This is a genomic window from Aeromonas sp. QDB11, from assembly GCF_027705265.1.
In the GTDB taxonomy this organism is placed as follows: Bacteria; Pseudomonadota; Gammaproteobacteria; order Enterobacterales; family Aeromonadaceae; genus Aeromonas; species Aeromonas allosaccharophila.
In genome coordinates this window covers 1-592 of record NZ_JAPDBM010000238.1, presented here as the reverse complement: position 1 = coordinate 592, position 592 = coordinate 1, and the positions used below count along the sequence as shown (strand labels likewise).

Sequence of the window (592 nt, the reverse complement as noted above, 5' to 3'; positions counted from 1 at the left end):
CGGGAATTCAGATAATAAGTGCGACACTCATGGATGAATGGCGAGAGGTGGCCAACTGCTGATTGGTGGTACCCTTCTGCTCGCCAAAGTAAAAGCAGTATCACCATGAGCTATCAGCAGTTGACCGAGGGGCAACGATACCAGTTATCGGTGCTTCGCGCACAGGGGATGTCCATCCTTGCCACCGCACGCGCCATTGGCGTTCATCGCTCCACCCTCTACCGGGAGCTGCGTCGTAACGCCGGGCCGCAGGGCTACCAGCCAGACAATGCGCATCAGCACGCCACCCACCGACGGGCCAGTGCGGCCAAATCTCGGCTATCTGCCGATGTCATCCAGTTTGTCGAGCTGACACTCGCCTGGTGGTGGAGCCCGGAGCAGATAAGCGCGGTGGGCAAGCAGATAGGCCTCATGGTGAGTCACGAGTGGATATACCGCCATGTGGCCGCCGACAAAGCCCGGGGTGGCCAGTTGTACCGCCATCTGCGCCAGGGCCACAAGCGCTACCGCAAGGGGGCGAGCAGCCTGCGTTCTCCCATCAAGGAAGCCCGCTCTATTGATGAACGGCCGGCTATCGTCGATAGCCGGGAGC

Annotated in this window: 1 pseudogene; it reads left to right on the top strand. The window is 60.6% G+C overall.

Annotation, left to right across the window (positions count from 1 at the left end):
* Positions 1–105 precede the first annotated feature (105 nt).
* Positions 106–592: pseudogene (locus tag OKC40_RS22850) on the top strand (IS30-like element ISAs2 family transposase); the annotation flags it as partial.